Raw genomic sequence first — 15,234 nt, 5'->3', positions numbered from 1 at the left:
GTTCGTCCGGCCCCGGCCCCGGCCCGGCCCCGGCCCGGCGGCCGGCACGTGGTTGTACCGGGCGTACGTCACAGGGACGAGGGGCTGACCGACGAGCGTTCCGCGTGGACGACCGTGGCGTAGGAGCCGAGGCCGATGAGGCGGTCTCCCGCGATGTCGCCGAGCGCCGTGTAGAGGGTCAGGATCCGGCCGGACACGGGGTCGAACGCGACATCCTTCACGGTGCCGTGCTCACTGCCGTCCTCGGTCAGGACGCGGCTTCCCACCGCTTCATGGTGCTCGGGCGCCGAATCGGCTCCGGACCCGGCGGCGGCGCGCGAGCGCACGATCACGGCGTCCTGCCCCACCGCCTCCACCTCGTCCCAGTCGACGACCGCCGCGTCCTTCGGCGCCCCGGACAGGCGCAGGCAGGCGATGCAGCGGGTGCGGGCATCGATCGTCAGGTCCTTCACCGTGCCCAGGGTCGCCGCCTCCTCGGCGGTGATCACCGGAAGGCCCCTGACCTGTGTGAAGAGCTTCATGCGAGGCCCCCTTCGCCGGGTGCGGGCAGGTCCGGGGCCGGATGGTCGGCACCCGCGTGGAAGGCCTCGACCTGGGCTGCGAAGCTGGGCAGGTCCGCGGCGACGAAGCGGCCGGCCCGCGCGGGGACGACCACCGCGGAACCGGAGACGGCCAGCGTCTGCCCGCGGGGGACGAACAACCGGCGGTGGTGGCGGTCGAGGGGCTTGTCGGCGTCGACCTCGAAGCCGACGACACGCCCGCCGGCTCCGGCCTCGATCACCACGTCGCGTACCGTGCCGATGCCGGTGCCCTGGTCGGTGACCACCGGCGCCCCGATCACCTGGCCACCTCCGGCCCCCTCGGACGCCACGACCGCGTCCCGGTCCTCGAGGACCTCCTCACTCGGGATCATCACGGCCGAGGGCCCCACGGCGTGCACGGCGGAGAACGGCAGACTCCGCTTCAGCGGCCCGGCCAGCAGACCCCGGCCACTGAGGGTGAATCCGATGATCCGGCCCGCCGCGGCGTCGAAGACGGTGTCCTTGATCCGCGCCACCGCCTCGCCGCTCAGGGTCACGACCTCCCGCTTGGTCACGTCGGAGGCGAGCATGAGTGTGGTCATCGCGGGCCTCCTCGGCCGGACCGGCGCCCGTCGCGCACCGCGATTACCGTCCCGGCCCGGCGTTTGGCCTGAACCGCCAGCGCCGCCGCGGCACTCAGCCCGATCACCGCGATCAGTAGGACAATCCAGCCCCACCACACCATCACCGACCTCCTTAGCAGCCGTGCCCGGGTCGTACTGCCTCTCCCTGTGCTTCCGGTTGCCCGCAGCGCGGCACACCACGCGTCGATGCAGGGCGGGAGTCCGACCCGCGCGGGGCGTTCAGCGGCAGTCGCCCGCGAGTGCGGGCCGGCCGGTCTCGTGAGGCGTACGGCGGCCGGCCGCCCGGCGTGCGGCGGGTCCCATCGCGTACGACGCGACCGGCATCAGCGCGCCCAGCAGCAGCCAGCCGGGCGTGCCCCAGTCCAGCAGCAGCCAGGTCACCACACCCGGCCCCAGGGTGCGGGCGACGGTCACGCCGGTGCCGAAGAGACCCTGGTACTCGCCTGTCCGGTCGGCCGGCGCCAGATCGAAGGAGAGCTGCCAGGAGCCCGCCGACTGCTGCATCTCCGCCACCACCTGGAGCGCCGCACCGGTGATCAGGAACGCCGCCGCGGGCCAGGCCGACCGCCCTGCCGACAGTGCGAACACCGCGCAGGACGCGAGCATCACGAGCCCGGACCTGCGCAGCACCCGCAGGGCGCTGCCGAGTCCTGTCACGGTCCTGGCCGCACGCACCTGGAACAGCGTCACCGCAAGCGTGTTGAGCACGAACAGCCCCGAGGCCAGCCAGGCCGGCGCCCCGGTCCGCTCGGTGATCCACAGCGGCAGCGCGAGGCTGAGCAGCGGCAGGCGCAGCAACAGGACGGCGTTGAGGAGTGCGACCAGGGCGTACGGCCGGTCCCGCAGCACCGCGAACCGCCGGCTTCCGGCGCCCGTGCCGGCGGAGGCCACGGCGGTCACGGCGGGCAGGCGCAGCAGGAGCAGCGCGCAGGCCAGGAAGCAGAGCGCGTCCAGCGCGAGCACACCCCGGTACGCCGCCGCACTCCCGGCACTCAGCGCGAGCCCGCCGACCGCCGCGCCCACCGCGAGCCCGCCGTTCAGCGTGGACTGGAGCCGTGCGAGCATCCCCGTCCGCTCCCCGGCCGGCACCAGTCCGGCCACCAGTGCCTGCCGGGCCGCCGCGAGCCCCGACTGCGCGGAGGCATAGACACATGCCGTGAGGACGAACGGCACGAATCCGCGGACCAGGAGGAACGACGCGACCGCCGCGGAGGTCCCCACCGCCAGCAGGACCGATGTGCCGCGGGGCCCGCGCCGGTCCGCGAGCCGCCCGAGCGGCAGCCCGAGCAGCGAACCGGCCGCCCAGGCGAGGGTGAGCCCGAGCCCCACGCGTGCGGGGGCGAGCCCGAGGACCCGGGTGAAGTAGAGCGCCGAGGTCACGTAATAGGCGCCGTCTCCGAGGGAGTTGGCGAGCTGGGCGAGGGCCAGAAGACGGTGCGGTCGATGTGTCACACGAGTGACGCTAGAGGCCGAGTGGGCCGCCGGGCAGTCCCAATCGGTGCCTGCTTCGTTGGTCCATTGTGGCGAGCGCAGGGCCCTGGCGGCACGTCAGGGGCCGTCGGCGGACGCGTGGCGGGCCAACTCGGCGGCCAGGCGGCGCATGACCGTGCGGTTGGCGCGCCGCATCATGGCCCGGACGACGGGAGCCAGCAGGCGGTCGGGGAGAGGGGCGCGCGTCCAGGCGTACGTGAACGAGACGCTGCTGCCACCGGCTTGCAGCGGTGCGATGGAGTAGGTGCCGTGGGCCAGGCGCCTGCCGGCCGCGCTCACGTTGCGTTCGACGATGCGCCGCGGGGCGTCGGCCTCGACGACCTCGACGGTCACGTCGGTCGTCGTGCCGCCCAGCGACGCGGTGACCCTGGCGCGCGATCCGACGCCCCGGGCGGGGCCGCCGTAACGCCAGTCGGACAGGTAGTGGTCGGTGAACCGCTCGTGGTGGGCCATGACATCGAGGAAGTCGTAGACCTGCTCGGGAGTCTGCGGTACGTCGATCGACACGATGACAGACTTCATGTACCACACGGTACATGCGCCATGTACCAATGGTTACACTCGCGGCGTGGTGGATACGGGCGACGGGCATCCCGCGGGCGAGGCCGCGCACGGCACGGGCGTGGACCGGCGCTCCCGGCTGGTGGACGCGGCGGTGGATCACGTCACGGCGCACGGCATCGCCGATCTGAGCCTGCGCGGGCTGGGGGCGGCGATCGGGGTCAGTCACCGCATGCTGATCCACTATTTCGGGTCCAAGGAACAGCTGCTCGTGGAGATCGTCCGGACCTCGGAGCGGCGCCGGCGCGAGCTGCTGTCCCAGCTGCGTCTGGAACCCGGCCTCTCGCCCTCCGGCGTCGCGCGGCGACTGTGGCGGGAGTTGACGGACCCTCGGCTGGCCGGCCAGGAGCGGCTCTTCTTCGAGATCTGCGGGCACGCGCTGCGCGGCCGGCCCGAGGCCGTCCCCGTCCTCGACGGGCTCGTGTCGGACTGGCTGGAGCCACTCGCGGCCGCCGAGACCGCCGCCGGGGTGGACCCTGCCGCGGCCCGGAACCGCGCCAGGCTGGGGCTCGCCACCGTCCGCGGCCTGCTGCTCGACCTGCTCGCCACCGGCGACCGCGCAGGCGTCGACGCGGCGATGGAGGAGTTCCTCCGGCTGTACTACGGCTCGGAGTGACGCCGGGGCGAAGACCGGCGAAGGCTTATGAGCAACTAATGGTTGCGCATGTGAGACGACCGCCCTAGGCTTATGTGCAACCGATGGTTGCGAGAGGATGGAGGGGTGGAAATGGAATACGGCAGCATCGAGCGCGAGATCCGCATCGACGCCACGCCCGAGGTCGTCTACGAGGTCGTCAGCAGGCCGGAACACCTGCGGGAGTGGTGGCCGGACGAAGCAGAGCTCGAGCCGGTGCCCGGCGCCACCGGGGCCATCTCGTTCGGGGACGGGACCACGCCCGAGACGAAGGTCGTACCGCTCACGGTGGTCGAGGCGGACCCGCCCCGGCGGTTCTCCTTCCGCTGGGTCTACGACGAGGCCGAGGCCGCGACCTCGGCCAACTCCCTCCTGGTGACCTTCGACCTGGTCGCATCCGGTACGGGCACGCTGCTCCGCTTCACCGAGACGGGGTTCCGCGAGAAGGGCTGGGAGGCGGCCGTACTCGAAGAGCAGTACCGGCAGCACGTCACCGGCTGGGACTTCTTCCTGCCCCGCCTCGTCGGCTATGTCGCCCGGCTGGTCTCGACGCCATGAGCGTCACCATCGACGACGAGCTGTGGTCGGCGGTAGGGGACCCGACCCGACGGCGGATGCTCGACCTGCTGCTGGCCGACGGCGGAGGAACGGCGACGACGCTGAGCGAGCGACTCCCGGTCACACGGCAGGCGGTGGCCAAGCACCTCGGTGTACTGAACCGGGTCGGTCTGGTCCACGTCACGCCGTCCGGACGTGAGCGCCTCTACGAGGTGGACGAGGCCCAGCTCGCCCGCGCGATCGCCCAGCTGTCGGCGGTCGGTGCCACCTGGGACGCCCGGCTGCAGCGCATCAAGCGCATCGCCGAGGCGATCCAGCGCGGCCGGGAAGGCTGACCCCTCCACGAACGGACGTCGTCACCTCCGTGACGGCACTGAACATCCGCCCATGAATCCGGGCACCGAATCGAGAAGAACGAGAAAGAGGCAACGAAATGCTGGACATCCTGCACAGGATCGGCGTCACCTCGTCTCCCGGCGACGTCTACGAGGCCTTGACCACGGTCGAGGGGCTGGCGAACTGGTGGACGCAGGAGACCGACGGCGATCCCCGGGTCGGCGGAGTGCTCCGGTTCCGCTTCGTGCCCGGCGGGTTCGACATGAAGGTCCTGGAGGCCCAGCCCGCCGAACACGTGCTCTGGGAGGTCGTGGACGGCCCCGAGGAGTGGATCGGCACGCGGATCCGCTTCGAGCTCAAGCAGGAGGACGGCTTCACGATCGTGCTCTTCCGGCACGAGGGCTGGAAGGAGCAGTCCGAGTTCATGTACCACTGCAGCACCAAGTGGGCGACCTTCCTGCTGAGCCTGAAGAAGCTGGTCGAAACCGGCAAGGGCGAGCCGGCGCCGCACGACGTCCGGATCAGCAACTGGCACTGAACCCGGCGGGAGTGGCGATCGAGGTGGGGTTCACCTGGCTCGCCGCCTCGGCCCAGGGCTCCGGGATGAACACCGAGGCCAAGTACCTGTTGTTCCGGCACGCGTTCGAGAACTGGGATGTGGCACGCCTGGACCTGAAGACCGATGCGCGCAACAGTCGTTCGCGGGCCGCGATCGAGAAGGCGGGCGCCCGGTTCGAGGGAGTGATGCGGAACTGGTCGCGGTCCTGGGCACCCGGCGAGGACGGTCGGCTGCGCGACTCCGCGATCTTCTCGATCACCGCGGAGGAGTGGCCGGATTGCAGGGCGGGGCTCGAAGCCGGGATCGCTCGAAGCCTGGCGCGCCACCAGCCGGTGTCCGCTCTCGTACGAGACGGATCGGAGTGACGTGAAGCCGGGTGGCCACCGGGCCGTTCGCCGACGGGGGACGGTCGTCGCCGAAGGCGGCGGTCCGGTGGGCTTCCACGGAGTGTCAGTGCCGTCGACGATCAGCGTCATCCGGCTGATCGGCCCGATTGTCAGAGGCGGGTACTAGCGTCGGCGCATGACATCGCTCAGCCTGGCCCCGTGGTCCGATCAAGGAATCGACCTGCTGCACCGGCAGAACACCCCTGAGTTGACGGAACACCTCGGCGGTCCGGAGACCGCCGAGCAGCTCCGGCGCCGTCACGAGCGGTATCTCGCCCTCGCTGACGGCCAGATGTTCCTGGCCGCCCTGGACGGCCGGGTGGTCGGATCGGTCGGCTACTGGACGCGGGAGTGGGGCGGGGAGCCCGTCTACGAGACGGGCTACGGCATACTGCCCGAGCACCAGGGCCGCGGCTTCGCGGTCGAGGCGCTTCGGCTCTGCGCTGCACGGGCCGGCCGAGACGGCTCGCGCCGGTGGCTCCACGCGTTCCCGTCCGTCCACCATGGCGCATCCAACGCCGTGTGCCGAAAGGCAGGATTCGCATGGGTGGAGGAGTGTACGTTCGAGTATCCGCCGGGGAACCTCATGCGCTCCAACAACTGGCGGCTCGCGCTCGCTTCACCAGGGCACCGGTGAGGTCACGTGACGTCGGTCGCCCGAGTGCCGGTGAGCCTCGTCGAAATCGGGGCGATGAGAACCACCGGTCTCAGGCACACTTCCCCCCATGACCGATGACCGGCCCCGGATTGCCGCCCGCCCGCTGCTGCGCCGCCCCTCGGACGGTGAACTCATAGACGTCGCCGGTGTCGCACACTTCTTCCGGCTCACCGGCGAGCACACGGGCGGGCACTTCGCCTTCGAGGAGTTCAGCCTCGACCCGGGGACCGTGGGTGCCAGGCCGCACGTGCATGAGGGACACGACGAGTACTTCTACGTCCTGGAAGGCGAGTTGACGCTCCACACCGGGGACGGTGAGGTGACGGCCGGCCCCGGGCATCTGCTCGCGGCGGTCCGCGGCACCCCGCACGGCTTCCGCAACGCGGGCGCCGTGGTCGCCCGCGCCCTGTGCCTCTACACGCCCGCGGGCTACGAAGACTATTTCCGCGATGTCCATGCCGCCGTGAGTGCCGGGGCCGAAGCGACCGATGAGCTGCTGGCCGAATTCCGCAGCCGTCACCGGACCAGTTCCTTCCGGATTGCGCCGGACGCGAGGGAAGACGAACAATGCCCGCGCTGACCCGACTGCGTGCCGACCATGCCCCGGCCGTCCTGGCCTTCGAGCTGGCGAACCGGGCCTACTTCGCTGCCTCGATCTCCGACCGCGGTGACGCCTTCTTCGACCGGTTCACCGACCGGTTCAACGCCTTGCTGGCGGAGCAGGACGCCGGCATCTGCGCCTTCCACGTGCTCGTCGACGAGGACGGTGCCGTACTCGGCAGGTTCAATCTGGTCGACATGGAGGGCGGTACCGCGCAACTGGGCTACCGGGTCGCTCGGCACGTCGCCGGCCGCGGCGTGGCCACCGCGACCGTCCGGGAGCTGTGCCGGCTGGCGGCGGCACGGCACGGGCTGCACACACTCCGGGCGGCCACGACCCACGCGAACGTCGCGTCCCAGAGGGTGCTGACCAAAGCCGGTTTCGTCCCGGTCGGGCCGGCCGACCCGGCCGACATCGGTGGCAAGCCGGGCACCTGGTATCAACGCGACCTGGTACTCCAGCCGTAGAGCGGCCCGCCCCGGGCGTCGTCAGCAGTCCCGGGGCGCGTGAGGCAGAAGAAATCCCGGGGTGGCTGTCGCACCTTGGTCGGCCGGTTCGTCAGTGCGGTGAAGTGGCCGACCGGACCGATGCGAAGGATTCCAGTGATGACGAGCCACTCGATATCCCGGATGCCGAACCCCGCGGAGTTCGTGCCCGAGCTGAACGACATCAGCGCCGCCCTGTTCCGGGCGACGGGCAACCGTTCCGTGCCGAGGTTCAGCCGGCTGCGGTCGGGGAGGCGTACGACCGTGCCCGCCTCGAAGTACGAGTTCGAGACGATTCTGTCCGGACCCGGGGCGAACACCAGGGTCAGCCGGCGCCGAGCGTTCCGGCTGGACCCTTCCTCGAAGAAGGAGAGCGTCAGACGGCAGTCCGCGTAGTCGGACCTCACCCGCTGCCGGACGGTCCAGTACCAGGCCGTCCCGTCCACCACGAGGCGCCGGACGCGTCGATCGTTGCCCACTGAGCCACCGTAGAACGCCGGAGTGGACCGAGCGACGGCCTTTTCCCCCTGCGGGCAGCCGCCGATTCCGCAAACCGGCGCGCCGCAGGTGTCTTTGGGCGCCGGGGGCGTTGTCAGTGGCTCCGGATAACGTGACAGCCATCTGATCAAGGTATCGATCCAGCCATCGGGGTCGACGGAGGAGGGGCTGTGGGGCGCAGGGAGTCGGTCGGGGAGGGCTCGGCGAAGGGTGAGGTCGAGGGCCAGGCACCCGAGGTCGTCGGAGGGGCTGCGCAGGAGGAGCCGGTCGCGCTGCCCGACGAGGAGACGTTCCGGATGCCGGCCGCCTGGCGGCGGATGGTGTATCCGAGGCGCGGCGGGATCGAGCGGAGCGTCGACGGGCCGCACCCCGAGGCGGAGCGGCGCACGGCGTTCCGGCTGCACGAGGAGGCGGACTGGATCGAGGCGATGCTCACCGCCCCGAAGAGCGACCCGCAGATCGTCGAGGCCACCCGGGCCCACATGAGTGGCCGTCACAACGCGCTGGGCGCGGCCGTGCTCGCCTCGCTGACCTTCCACTGGCAGTTCCCGGACGGTCTCTACGTCGACGAATGGGTCCGCGCGCACGGTCTGGCGTTCGCCGCGCGGGCAGTCGTGGAGTACTTCGACGTCGAGCCGCACTACCACCAGCACGGCGGCCGCCGCGAGGACCCCTGGCTCGGCTTCCACCACGGGGCGGGCTCGGGCTCCCACGGGGCCCGGTCGAAGTTCGCCGACCGCATGCGGGCCCTGCTGTGCGTGGCCGACGAGGACACCTACCGGGAGACGGTCACCGCACTCGCCGGCTGCCGGACCGGCGTGCGCCGCCGTATCGTCGTGTCCTACCTGCTGCCCGCCGAGCGGGAGTGGGTCGACGAGTGTCTTCTCGACGTCCAGCAGGCCGACGGAATCCTGCGGGCGATGCTGCTGTGCTCGCTGAACTCCCCGGAGCAGCTGCGGCATTTCCCCGCCCGGATAGGCCTCGGCTCGAGCGGCTGGACGACGGCGCTCGTCGCCACCCTCGCCGAGGGCACCGGCAAGGCCTTCGCCCCGCTCCTCGACGAGGCCCTCGACCGGGCCTACAACAGCGAGCTGATCAAATCCTTCGCGAACGTCCTGGTCGAGCTGCCGACGGACGACGCGTTCCGCCTGCTCCAGAACCGCGTCGACAACAAGCACGTCCGCCCGCACCTGATGGAGGCGATGCGCCGGTACCCGGTGCGCGCCCTGCGCCTGCTGGGCGCGGCGGCGACCGGGTCGGGCAAGAACGCGACGACGGCCGGGCAACTGCTCGTCGCGCACGTCCACGCGCACCCCGCCCTGACCGCTGCCGTGCTGCCCGACCTGCCGGCCGAGATCGCCGAACTCGTCACGCCCCACCTCAGGCGCGCCGACCGGGCGCCCGAGGCCCCCGCCGAGGCACTGCCCGCACTGCTGGTCGGCCCGCCATGGGCGGACAAGCGCAAGGCCCGCAAGGCGCGGGTGGCCGCCGAGGCACCCGCGGCCCCGGAGCCGGCGGTGGTCTGGCAGCCGGGCGAGCAGGAGGGCTGGGCCAAGGGCGACAGCTGGTACGCCAAGTGGCGCGTGGAGTACGACTGGTCCCGCGAGATCGAGCACCTGAGGACGACGGGGCGGCTCGGGAGCGTCCGGGACGTGCTCCTGTTCGTATCCGGCCCCGAGGACGTCGTACGGCCGCTGCTCGCCGACTGTGCTCCCGAGGACTACTGGGACGGCGAGGGCGTACTGAAGCAGGTCGCCGCCAAGCACGCTCTGGCCGCACTGCCGTTGATACGGCGTGCCGCCGCCCGCCACCCGAGCACCCTCGGTCAGCTGGTGCTGCCGTACCGGGACGTCGAGGTCACCGCGCTGGTGTGCGACTGGCTGGCGCGGCTGAAGTCCGCCGACGCCACCGCCCGCGCCTGGCTGACCCGGCACGGTCTGGCCGCGGTGCCGTTCCTCGTCCCGCACGCGGTCGGGCCGGTCGGGACGGTCCGGCGCGGTGCCGACAGGGCGCTGCGGCTGCTCGCGGACGCCCACGGCGGCGCTGCGGTATTGGCGGCCGTCGCAGGATGCGGCGAGGAGAGCGCGGGCATCGTCGAGGAGACGCTGGCCGTCGATCCCCTGGTCAGTGCCCTGCCCGCCCGCGTGCCGACCATCGGCGCCTGGGCGGACCCGGCGCTGCTGCCGCAGATCCTGCTCACCGAGGGCGGAGCCCTGCCGGCCGACGCGGTGCGCAACGCCCTGATGCTGCTGGTGCTGTCCAAGCCCGGCGAGCTCTACCCGGGCCTGGAGGTGCTGACCACGCACTGCACCGCCGAGTCCCTCGCCCGCTTCGCCTGGGGCCTGTTCGAGCAGTGGCGGCTCGCCGGCATGCCGGCCAAGGACAGCTGGGCGCTGCACGCGCTCGGCTGGCTCGGCGACGACGACACCGTGCGCCGGCTCACGCCCGTCGTGCGGGCCTGGCCCGGCGAGGGCGGCCACCACCGCGCCGTGGAGGGCCTGAACGTGCTCGCGGAGATCGGCACCGACGTGGCGCTGATGCATCTGCACGGCATCTCCCAGCGGGTGCCCTTCAAGGCGCTCAAGCTGCGCGCCCAGGAGAAGATCGCCGAGGTCGCCGAGGGCCTGGGCCTGACCGGCGAGCAACTGGGCGACCGGCTCGTGCCCGACTTCGGCCTCGACACGGACGGCACCACCGTCATCGACTACGGTCACCGGCAGTTCACCGTGGGCTTCGACGAGCAGCTGCGCCCCTACGTCCGGGACGCCGACGGCAAGCACCGCAAGGCGCTGCCCGCACCCGGCGCCAAGGACGACCCGGAACTGGCCCCGGCCGAGCGCAAGCGGTTCGCCGCGCTGAAGAAGGACGTCCGCACCGTCGCCGGCGACCAGGTGCGGCGCCTGGAGGCGGCGATGGTGGCACAGCGCACCTGGACGGCCGCGGAGTTCCGGGAGCTGTTCGTCGCGCACCCGCTGGTGTGGCACCTGGTGCGCCGCCTGGTCTGGATCGGCGACACCGGCGGTGTGGCCACGGCCTTCCGGGTGGCGGAGGACCGCACCTTCGCCGACGTCCACGACGACGAGCTGACGCTTGCCGAGGAGACGACGGTCCGCGTGGCGCACCCGCTGCACCTGACGGACGACCTCGACGCCTGGTCGGAGCTGTTCGCCGACTACGAGATCCTCCAGCCCTTCCCGCAGCTGGGCCGGGCCCTGCACGCGCTGACCGAGGAGGAGGCCGCCGGACACCGGCTGACCCGGTTCGAGGGCGCGACCGTCCCGGTCGGCAAGCTGCTGGGCCTCACCAAGCGCGGCTGGGAGCGCGGCGAACCGCAGGACGCGGGCGTCGAGCGCTGGTTCCATCGGCGCATCGACGACGACCACTACCCGGTCATCGGTCTCGACGAAGGCATCGCCGTCGGCGCGCTGGACGTGTTCCCCGACCAGACCTTCGAGAGCGTCTGGCTCGACTCCATGCCGGGCGACTACTGGTCGAGCCGTACGTACCCGCTGCGCTTCGGCGACCTCGACCCGGTCATCACCTCCGAGATCCTCGCCGACCTCACGGAGGTGACCGCCAAGTGACCGCCACCGTCGAAGAGGCCGGCGAGGCGCTGCTCCAGCGCCCGCCCGCCGAGGTGCGCCACGCCGACGAACTGGCCGCCCTGCGTGCCGCGGACGACGATCCCCGGCCCCCGGGCTGGCAGTTGAGCCTGCGGGCGGCCCGCCGCTTCATCGTCGGCGACGAACAGGGCGGCATCAGCCGCAAGTTCGTCGGCAACGTCTCCCTGGTGGAGCGTGCCCTGGTGACGCTGGCCACCAACCGAGGCCTGATGCTCGTGGGCGAGCCCGGCACCGCCAAGTCGCTGCTGTCGGAGCTGATCGCGGCGGCCGTCAGCGGCAGCAGCGCGCTCACCGTGCAGGGCGGCGCCGCCACCACCGAGGACCAGATCAAGTACTCGTGGAACTACGCGCTGCTGGTCTCCGAGGGCCCCTCCGAACGTTCCCTGGTGCCCGCGCCGATGCTGCGCGGCATGGCCGAGGGGCGGATCGTACGGTTCGAGGAGATCACCCGCTGCCCGCTGGAGGTGCAGGACTGCCTGCTCTCCCTGCTCTCCGACCGGGTCATCACCCTTCCCGAACTGGACGGACCGCAGGGGTTGGTCTTCGCCCGGCAGGGCTTCAACGTCATCGCCACCGCCAACACCCGCGACCGGGGCGTCAACGAGATGAGCGCCGCCCTCAAACGGCGCTTCAACTTCGAGACGGTGTTCCCCATCGCCGACTACGAGACCGAACTGGGCCTGGTGGAGGCGGAGGCCGCGGCGCTGCTGCGACAGTCCGGCGTGGAGCCGCCGCCGCGCCGGGACGTGCTGGAGGTTCTGGTCGGCACGTTCCGCGAACTGCGGGGCAACGCGGCCCAGGGCGAGCGGATGTCGACGGTCATGAGCACCGCCGAGGCCGTCTCCGTGGCGCACGCGATCGGGGTGCGGGCCTGGTTCCTGCGCGGCGAGCCGGGCAGCGCCGCCGACGTGGTGGCCTGTCTGGCGGGTACGGCAGCGAAGGACAGCCCCGAGGACCTCGCCCGGCTGCGCCGCTTCCTGGAACAGGAGGCACGGGGGCGGCCCGGCCCGCAGTGGCAGGCCCTGCACGAGGCCCGTCACCTGCTGGCGCACTGATGCCGGCCCCCGTTCCGCCCGCCGTCTTCCTCGGGGTGCGCCACCACTCCCCGGCCTGCGCGCGTCTGGTCGCCCACACGATCCGGACGCTGCGGCCGGCCTTCGTACTGGTGGAGGGCCCGGCGGACATGAACGACCGGCTGGGTGAACTGCTGCTCGGACACACGCTGCCCGTCGCCGTGTTCAGCCACTACCGCGACGACGAGCGCGTCGCCACGTCCTGGACGCCGCTGTGCGACTACTCCCCGGAGTGGGTCGCGCTGCGGGAAGGGCACGCGGCCGGCGCCGAGGTGCGGTTCGTGGATCTGCCCGCCTGGCATCCGGCCGTCGCCGAACGCACCGACCGCTACGCCAACCGCTACGCGGACGCGGAGGCACGGTACGCGGAGGCCACACGCAGGCTGTGCGCGCACTTCGCCGTCGACTCCGTGGACGCCTTGTGGGACGGGCTGTTCGAGGTCACCGAGCCGGACGACGACCCGCAGCGGCTGCACGCCCGCCTCGACGCCTACTTCGACCTGGTGCGCGGGGACGCGGAGGCGGACGACGGCGACCGGGCGCGCGAGGAGTACATGGCGTCCTGGGTGCGGGCCGCGCTGGCCCGCACCGGCGACCGCCCGGTACTGGTGGTCACCGGCGGCTTCCACCAGCCGGCCCTGCGGGCCCTGTCCGCACGGCAGGCGGATGCCGCGGCTCCGGCCGACTGGCCCGCGGTGCCCGAACCGCCCGACGGCGCGCTCGGCGGCAGCTTTCTCGTGCCGTACTCGTTCCGCCAGTTGGACGCCTTCGCCGGATACCAGTCCGGCATGCCCTCGCCCGGCTACTACCAGCGGTTGTGGGAGGCGGGCCCGACTGCCGCCGGACGGCACCTGCTGCGCGCGGTCACCGAACGGCTGCGCGACAGCAGGATCCCGCTGTCCACGGCCGACCTGATCGCCGCCCGCTCGCTGTCCCAGGGCCTGGCCGGGCTGCGCGGCCACCCGTACGAGACGCGGGTGGACGTCCTCGACGGCCTGGCCGGCGCGCTGATCTCCGACGACCTGGACCGGCCGCTGCCGTGGACGACGCGGGACGGCCTGGGCGCGGGCACCCATCCGGTGGTGGCGGAGATGGTCGCCGCCTGCACCGGCGAGGCCTTGGGCCGGCTGCACCCGGACACGCCACTGCCCCCGCTGGTCCACGACGTGGCCACGCACCTCGCCCATCTGGGGCTGGCCGACGCCGACGCGCCGGTCACCCTGGACCTGACGAAAGAAGAGGGTCTGGCCCGCAGCCGCGCCCTGCACCGGCTGCGCGTCCTGGGCATCCCGGGCTTCACCCGGGTCTCGGGCCCGGCCGACGGCGCCGACCCCGTGTTCACCGAGGTGTGGGAGCCGCGCCCGGCGACGGCCTCCCGGGAGGCGGCCCTGATCGAGGCCGGCGCCTACGGGGCACGTCTGGACGAGGCGGCCGCGGCGCTGCTCGGCGAGCGCATGCGCGCCGCGGGCAAAGAGATCGGGACGCTGGCCGGTCTGCTGTTCGACGCCGTGCTGTGCGGGGTCGGCCCGCTCTGCGCCGGCCTGCTGGCGGCGCTCGCGGCCCAGGTGAAGCAGGCCGGCGATCTCGGCCCGCTCGGTGAGGCGCTGTCGGCCACGCTCGGCCTGTGGCGGCACGACCGGGTGTTCGGGGCGGCCCGGGACCGGTCGCTGGGCGCGGTGGTGGGCGGCGCCGCCGACCGGGTGTTCTGGCTGGCGGAGGGCCTGCACGGCGGCCCCGGGGTGGACCTGTCCGCCCTGCGCGCGCTGGCCGCCGCACGCGATGCGCTGCGGCACGCTCCCGGCCTGCTGTCGGTCACCCCCGAGTCCGCCGCCGGGTCCGCGGCCCGTATCAGCCGCGACCCGCACGCCCCGGCCGGTCTGCGCGGCGCCGCGTTCGGCCTGCGCTGGGCGCTGGGTGTCCCGGACGACCCCGCGCCGGTGGTACAGGCGCTCGCCGCGGCCGCCGTGGACTCCCTCGGTGACTGGCTGACCGGCCTGTTCGTGGTGGCCCGCGAGGAGGTCACGCACGGCACCGCGGCCGAGGAGCACTCCCTGATCGACGTCCTCGACGGCGTCGTATCGGCGTTGCCCGAGGCCGACTTCCTCGTCGGGCTGCCCGCGCTCCGCCAGGCCTTCGCCTTCTTCCCGCCGCGCGAGCGCGAGCGCATCGCCGAGCGCCTGCTGCAGCGCCGCGGACTGCGTGGCTCGGCCCGCTCGCTGCTGCGCACCCCCGCCGACCCCCTGCTGCTGGCCCGCGCCAGAGCCCTGGAGGAGAACGTGACCCGACTGCTCGACCGCCACGGACTGGGGCCGTCGCCCGTGGACGGAGCGGTGCCCGCCCCGCACCCGGAGGCAGTCCGATGAACCCCCGACCGCCCGCCCGGACACCGGCACCGCCCGCTCCGACTCCGGAACCGCCCGGCACTGTGTCGGCCCCGGCCGAGGTTCCGGCGGCGCCGGGCACCGCGCCACCACCCGCCCAGACACCGGCACCACCCGCCCGGGCACCCCAACAGCCCGCCCAGACACCGGCACCACCCGCCCGGACACCCCAACAGCCCGCCCAGACACCGGAACCGGCCGCCCAGACACAGGCACCGGCCGCCC

At 72.7% G+C, this 15,234-nt stretch carries 15 protein-coding genes and 1 pseudogene; 11 read left to right on the top strand and 5 right to left on the bottom strand.

From position 1 onward, the window contains the following. Positions 1-68: 68 nt before the first annotated feature. From AB0N17_RS05275 to AB0N17_RS05260, 4 genes are all read right to left on the bottom strand, one after another. The gene (locus AB0N17_RS05275) at positions 69-521 is read right to left on the bottom strand and encodes a PRC-barrel domain-containing protein (protein ID WP_366009766.1); all 453 of its coding nucleotides are present in this window, start codon (positions 519-521) and stop codon (positions 69-71) included. Then, entirely contained in the window at positions 518-1,123 is a 606-nt protein-coding gene (locus tag AB0N17_RS05270) for a PRC-barrel domain-containing protein (protein WP_366009765.1), read from the bottom strand. The genes AB0N17_RS05275 and AB0N17_RS05270 overlap by 4 nt, the downstream gene beginning before the upstream one ends. 261 nt (positions 1,124-1,384) lie before the next feature. After that, on the bottom strand, positions 1,385-2,617 hold the full coding sequence (locus AB0N17_RS05265; protein WP_366009764.1) for an MFS transporter: 1,233 nt from the start codon (positions 2,615-2,617) through the stop codon (positions 1,385-1,387). Between the two features lie 96 nt (positions 2,618-2,713). Further along, positions 2,714-3,178: an SRPBCC family protein gene (locus AB0N17_RS05260; protein ID WP_366009763.1), complete on the bottom strand. Its 465-nt coding sequence runs from the start codon at positions 3,176-3,178 to the stop codon at positions 2,714-2,716. A gap of 46 nt (positions 3,179-3,224) precedes the next feature. On the opposite strand from AB0N17_RS05260, the gene AB0N17_RS05255 reads away from it, so the two are divergent. From AB0N17_RS05255 to AB0N17_RS05220, 8 genes and pseudogenes are all read left to right on the top strand, one after another. Continuing rightward, entirely contained in the window at positions 3,225-3,833 is a 609-nt protein-coding gene (locus tag AB0N17_RS05255) for a TetR/AcrR family transcriptional regulator (protein WP_366009762.1), read from the top strand. A gap of 111 nt (positions 3,834-3,944) precedes the next feature. Further along, positions 3,945-4,409: an SRPBCC family protein gene (locus AB0N17_RS05250; protein WP_366009761.1), complete on the top strand. Its 465-nt coding sequence runs from the start codon at positions 3,945-3,947 to the stop codon at positions 4,407-4,409. After that, positions 4,406-4,744, top strand: coding sequence for a metalloregulator ArsR/SmtB family transcription factor (locus AB0N17_RS05245; protein WP_366009760.1), 339 nt, complete (start codon positions 4,406-4,408; stop codon positions 4,742-4,744). Before AB0N17_RS05250 ends, AB0N17_RS05245 begins: the two co-directional genes overlap by 4 nt. Positions 4,745-4,842: 98 nt before the next feature. Continuing rightward, positions 4,843-5,283: an SRPBCC domain-containing protein gene (locus AB0N17_RS05240; RefSeq protein WP_366009759.1), complete on the top strand. Its 441-nt coding sequence runs from the start codon at positions 4,843-4,845 to the stop codon at positions 5,281-5,283. Between the two features lie 14 nt (positions 5,284-5,297). Beyond that, positions 5,298-5,669, top strand: a pseudogene (locus AB0N17_RS05235) (GNAT family protein); the annotation flags it as partial. 157 nt (positions 5,670-5,826) lie between these two features. After that, on the top strand, positions 5,827-6,327 hold the full coding sequence (locus AB0N17_RS05230; protein WP_366009758.1) for a GNAT family N-acetyltransferase: 501 nt from the start codon (positions 5,827-5,829) through the stop codon (positions 6,325-6,327). An 88-nt stretch (positions 6,328-6,415) separates the two neighbouring features. Next, positions 6,416-6,928 carry a cupin domain-containing protein gene (locus tag AB0N17_RS05225; RefSeq protein WP_366009757.1) on the top strand — a complete coding sequence of 171 codons (513 nt, stop codon included), beginning with the start codon at positions 6,416-6,418 and terminating at the stop codon, positions 6,926-6,928. Then, on the top strand, positions 6,916-7,416 hold the full coding sequence (locus AB0N17_RS05220) for a GNAT family N-acetyltransferase (protein ID WP_366009756.1): 501 nt from the start codon (positions 6,916-6,918) through the stop codon (positions 7,414-7,416). Before AB0N17_RS05225 ends, AB0N17_RS05220 begins: the two co-directional genes overlap by 13 nt. Here AB0N17_RS05220 and AB0N17_RS05215 read toward each other — a convergent pair. Beyond that, on the bottom strand, positions 7,389-7,913 hold the full coding sequence (locus AB0N17_RS05215) for a hypothetical protein (protein WP_366009755.1): 525 nt from the start codon (positions 7,911-7,913) through the stop codon (positions 7,389-7,391). The genes AB0N17_RS05220 and AB0N17_RS05215 overlap by 28 nt on opposite strands. Before the next feature lie 189 nt (positions 7,914-8,102). On the opposite strand from AB0N17_RS05215, the gene AB0N17_RS05210 reads away from it, so the two are divergent. Genes AB0N17_RS05210 through AB0N17_RS05200 form a run of 3 tightly spaced genes read left to right on the top strand, consistent with a single transcriptional unit; the run spans position 8,103 to position 14,991 of the window. Beyond that, positions 8,103-11,516 carry a DUF4132 domain-containing protein gene (locus AB0N17_RS05210; RefSeq protein WP_366009754.1) on the top strand — a complete coding sequence of 1,138 codons (3,414 nt, stop codon included), beginning with the start codon at positions 8,103-8,105 and terminating at the stop codon, positions 11,514-11,516. Next, entirely contained in the window at positions 11,513-12,610 is a 1,098-nt protein-coding gene (locus tag AB0N17_RS05205) for an AAA family ATPase (RefSeq protein WP_366009753.1), read from the top strand. Before AB0N17_RS05210 ends, AB0N17_RS05205 begins: the two co-directional genes overlap by 4 nt. Further along, a complete protein-coding gene (locus AB0N17_RS05200; protein ID WP_366009752.1) occupies positions 12,610-14,991 on the top strand; it encodes a DUF5682 family protein in 2,382 nt (793 codons plus the stop codon). The genes AB0N17_RS05205 and AB0N17_RS05200 overlap by 1 nt, the downstream gene beginning before the upstream one ends. Positions 14,992-15,234 lie beyond the last annotated feature (243 nt).

This window comes from Streptomyces sp. NPDC051133 (assembly GCF_040682635.1).
Lineage (GTDB): Bacteria > Actinomycetota > Actinomycetes > Streptomycetales > Streptomycetaceae > Streptomyces.
The sequence above is the reverse complement of the archived record's forward strand: the minus strand, read 5'-3'. Positions and strand labels throughout refer to the sequence as shown.

Excerpts from the sequence above, each read along its gene's own strand:
- AB0N17_RS05275 (WP_366009766.1), bottom strand. The coding sequence starts at position 521 with ATGAAGCTCTTCACACAGGTCAGGGGCCTTCCGGTGATCACCGCCGAG.
- AB0N17_RS05270 (WP_366009765.1), bottom strand. The coding sequence starts at position 1,123 with ATGACCACACTCATGCTCGCCTCCGACGTGACCAAGCGGGAGGTCGTG.
- AB0N17_RS05260 (WP_366009763.1), bottom strand. The coding sequence starts at position 3,178 with ATGAAGTCTGTCATCGTGTCGATCGACGTACCGCAGACTCCCGAGCAG.
- AB0N17_RS05250 (WP_366009761.1), top strand. The coding sequence starts at position 3,945 with ATGGAATACGGCAGCATCGAGCGCGAGATCCGCATCGACGCCACGCCC.
- AB0N17_RS05245 (WP_366009760.1), top strand. The coding sequence starts at position 4,406 with ATGAGCGTCACCATCGACGACGAGCTGTGGTCGGCGGTAGGGGACCCG.
- AB0N17_RS05240 (WP_366009759.1), top strand. The coding sequence starts at position 4,843 with ATGCTGGACATCCTGCACAGGATCGGCGTCACCTCGTCTCCCGGCGAC.
- AB0N17_RS05230 (WP_366009758.1), top strand. The coding sequence starts at position 5,827 with ATGACATCGCTCAGCCTGGCCCCGTGGTCCGATCAAGGAATCGACCTG.
- AB0N17_RS05225 (WP_366009757.1), top strand. The coding sequence starts at position 6,416 with ATGACCGATGACCGGCCCCGGATTGCCGCCCGCCCGCTGCTGCGCCGC.
- AB0N17_RS05220 (WP_366009756.1), top strand. The coding sequence starts at position 6,916 with ATGCCCGCGCTGACCCGACTGCGTGCCGACCATGCCCCGGCCGTCCTG.
- AB0N17_RS05200 (WP_366009752.1), top strand. The coding sequence starts at position 12,610 with ATGCCGGCCCCCGTTCCGCCCGCCGTCTTCCTCGGGGTGCGCCACCAC.